At 72.8% G+C, this 3,370-nt stretch carries 2 protein-coding genes and 2 pseudogenes; 3 read left to right on the top strand and 1 reads right to left on the bottom strand.

What is annotated here, in order from left to right:
• From IH13_RS42070 to IH13_RS0106070, 3 genes and pseudogenes are all read left to right on the top strand, one after another.
• A partial coding sequence (locus tag IH13_RS42070) for a DUF2809 domain-containing protein (RefSeq protein WP_158791063.1) occupies positions 1-164 on the top strand: 164 nt, incomplete at its 5' end.
• A gap of 43 nt (positions 165-207) precedes the next feature.
• Positions 208-1,332, top strand: a pseudogene (locus IH13_RS0106065) (MFS transporter); the annotation flags it as partial.
• 168 nt (positions 1,333-1,500) lie between these two features.
• Positions 1,501-2,847, top strand: a complete 1,347-nt coding sequence (locus tag IH13_RS0106070) for a COG1361 family protein (RefSeq protein ID WP_031081675.1) — start codon at positions 1,501-1,503, stop codon at positions 2,845-2,847.
• Positions 2,848-2,897: 50 nt separating this feature from the next.
• Here the strand turns inward: IH13_RS0106070 and IH13_RS0106075 are convergent.
• A pseudogene (locus IH13_RS0106075) lies at positions 2,898-3,370 on the bottom strand (NAD(P)/FAD-dependent oxidoreductase); the annotation flags it as partial.

Here is a 3,370-nt window from a genome sequence, read left to right on the forward strand (position 1 = left end):
CCGGCCTGCCCGCCGAGCTGTCCCGGCACAGCACGGCCGCCCGGCTGGTACTCGGCTCGACGTTCAACGCCCCGGACCTGCTCTGGTACGCGGTGGGCGCGGCGTCGGCCTGTGCCGTGCACGCCGCCCTGGTCTCCCGGCGGCGCGCCCCCGCTCCTCGCTGAGCGTTGGCCCGATTCCTGTCTCTTATAGTGTATAAGAGACAGGTCCCGGGGCGAGATCGGGCTGGCCGTCTCCATCGACATGGCCCTGTACGGGCTGACCGCGCCGTTCGCCGCGGCGCTGATGGACCGCTTCGGCATCCGCCGGGTCGTGGTCGTCGCACTGACCGCGGTGGCCGCCGGAGCGCTGGCCAGTGTCTGGATGACCGCCTCCTGGCAGCTGATGCTGTACTGGGGCCTGCTCGTGGGCCTCGGTACCGGCTCGATGGCGCTGGCCTTCTCGGCGACCGTCACCAACCGCTGGTTCGTGGCCCGCCGCGGCCTGGTCAGCGGCATCCTGACCGCGGCCGGGGCCTCCGGCCAGCTCGTCTTCCTCCCCCTGTGCGCCTGGATCGTCGACCGGCACGGGTGGCGCCCCGCCTCGGTGACGGTGGCCCTGGCCGCGCTCGTCGTCGTCCCGTTCGTCTGGCTCCTGATGCGGGACCACCCGGCCGACGTGGGCCTGTCTCCGTACGGCGGCACGTACGCGGAGAAGCCGGCCCCCGCGAAGGGCGCCGCCACCCGCACCCTGCGCGTCCTGGCCGACGCGGCCCGCACCGGGCCCTTCTGGCTGCTGGCCGGCACGTTCGCGATCTGCGGGGCCTCCACCAACGGCCTGATCCGCACCCACTTCGTCCCCTCGGCCCACGACCACGGCATGCCGATCACCGCGGCGGCCTCGCTGCTCGCGGTCATCGGGGTCTTCGACGTCATCGGCACGGTCTTCAGCGGCTGGCTCACCGACCGCTTCGACGCCCGCAGGCTGCTGGCCGTCTACTACGCGCTGCGCGGGGTCTCCCTCCTCTTCCTGCCCATGCTGCTCGGCCCGTCGGTGCACCCGCCGATGGTCTTCTTCATCGTCTTCTACGGCCTGGACTGGGTCGCCACGGTCCCGCCGACGATGGCCCTGTGCCGTGAGCAGTACGGCGAGGACAGCGCGATCGTCTTCGGCTGGGTCCTCGCCTCCCACCAGGTGGGCGCGGCCCTGGTGGCCTTCCTCGGCGGCGTGGCCCGTGACGTCTTCGGCTCGTACGACGTGGTCTGGTACGCGGCGGGGGCCCTGTGCGCGTCGGCGGCCCTGATGGCCCTGGTCATCCGCCGCGCACCGCGGGACGGCCTCACGGCGCGGTGACGCCCCGTCATACGCAGGCAGGGAAAACCCAGGTGACGGCGTGTCCTCTCCCGCGATGTGATGGCTGCCGCTCCACAACCCTGGACGGTCCTTGATCGTCACATGGTTGATGCCGGTGGCAGCGTCCACCGGTGGGAGAGCCCGTCACGACCCTGTCACTGGAGAGCCATGAGACCTGTCCCCGCCCGCCCCCTCGCGCGCCTCGCCACCTCGGCCGCCGTCGTCACCGGAGCCCTGCTCACCGGGCTGTCCGTGCCGGCGTCGGCCGACGAACCGCAGTCCGACCAGCTGTGGATCTCCGTGCCGTACGAGCAGAACCTCCAGGCCGGTTCGGAGTCCGAGACCGACTTCGAGGTCGGCCTGTACCACGACAACGACACCTTCTCGGTGATCGACGGCCAGGTCACCGTGGACGTCTCCGGTCTCGCCGGGGTCGCCGAGGTGAGCTGGCCCTCCGACTGCGCGCCCGCCGGTACCACGGCGGTGTGCGACATACCCGTGGTTCCCGTGATCGGCGAGGACTACGCCCCGCAGATCACCCTCGGCCTCCGCCCGGCGGCCGGCGCCGAGCTGGGCGCCCAGGGCAAGGTGACCTACGAGGCCACGGCGCTCGGCGGCCCCGACGGGACGCTGGAGGCCCCGAAGGACTCCTTCGTCTCCACGGTCACCGTCACCTCCGGCCCCGACCTGGCCCTGAACGAGCTGGACCCGGTCACCGGCGCCCAGCCCGGCAGCGTCCACACCCTGCCGCTCACCGTGACCAACCGGGGCGCCGTCCCGGCCCAGGGCTTCACCCTCGGCATGACCGCCTCGTACGGGCTCGGCTTCGACTCCCGGTACGACGTCTGCACCTACACGGATCTCGGCGCCGACGACTACGCGCCGATGTACCAGGCCGACTGCGCCTTCGACCAGGTCCTCGAACCGGGGGAGACCTTCACGCTGCCCGAGCCGCTGCGGATGTCCCTCGCCCCGCACGCCCTGACCGAGCGGCTGGACATCAGCCTCAGGCCCGGTGGCGGCGCGGAAGACATCGCGGAGGAGGACAACTACGTCTCCGTGGCGCTGAAGGCGGTCAGCACCGCGGACTTCTCCGTACGCGACGTGAAGGTCAGCGGTGCGGCGGGCGACACCGTCCGGGCCGACGTCACCTTCCGCAACAACGGTCCCGGCTGGTTCGGCAACCTCGGCTCGGGCGACTCGGTGGCCCTGGTCGAATTCACCGTCCCGGCGGGCACCACCGCCACCTCCGTGCCCGAGGCGTGTGAGCCCCGGGCGCTGTCCGGCGGCTACCGGGCGGGCCGGCTCGGCGCCCCGAGCTACGTCTGCGAGATGCCGTACTGGGTGCTGGAGGACACCACCCGTGTCTTCCCCTTCGACCTGCGCGTCGACACCGTGGTGCCCGACGCCCACGGCGCCGTCACCCTGAGGCCCGCGAGCTTCGGCACCGACTTCCCGTTCGACCCCGAGCCGGGCAACAACACCGCCACGGTCACGGTGAACCCCACCGCCTGACGGCCGGGCGGCGGGACGGGGACGGGGCGGTGCGCCCGGTCCCCGTCCCGTCAGCGTTTCGCCGAGGCCAGCCGCCCGGCTATCTTCCGGGCGTCCCGGGCCATCTCGCGCAGCATCCCGCTGATCGGGTTGGTGAACCCGGTGAAGTACAGCCCGGGGGCCTGCTTCGGGGTACGGGCGCCGTGCACGACGGGGCGGCCCCGGTCGTCCAGGACCCCGAGGTGGCCGACCAGGTCCTCCAGCGACCGCTCGTAGCCGGTCGCCGCGATCACCGCGTCCGGCGTGACCCTGGCGCCGTCGGCCAGCACCACCGCGTCCCCGTCGAACGACTCGACGGCCGCCACCGGCACCACCCGGCCACTCTTCACGGCGGCGATCAGCCCGACGTCCTGCACCGGAATCGCGCCCTGGCGGACCCGGGAGTAGAGGCCCCCGCGCGGCCGGGGCAGCCCGTGCGCCGAGAGGTCGGGTACGGAGATCCGGCACATCAGCCGCCCCGCCGCGTCGACCAGCGGCACCGGCA

This window comes from Streptomyces sp. NRRL WC-3549 (genome assembly GCF_000721935.1).
Lineage (GTDB): Bacteria > Actinomycetota > Actinomycetes > Streptomycetales > Streptomycetaceae > Streptomyces.

What these genes read in the sequence shown, in the direction of transcription:
- IH13_RS0106070 (WP_031081675.1), top strand. Translation starts at nt 1,501, where the DNA reads ATGAGACCTGTCCCCGCCCGCCCCCTCGCGCGCCTCGCCACCTCGGCC.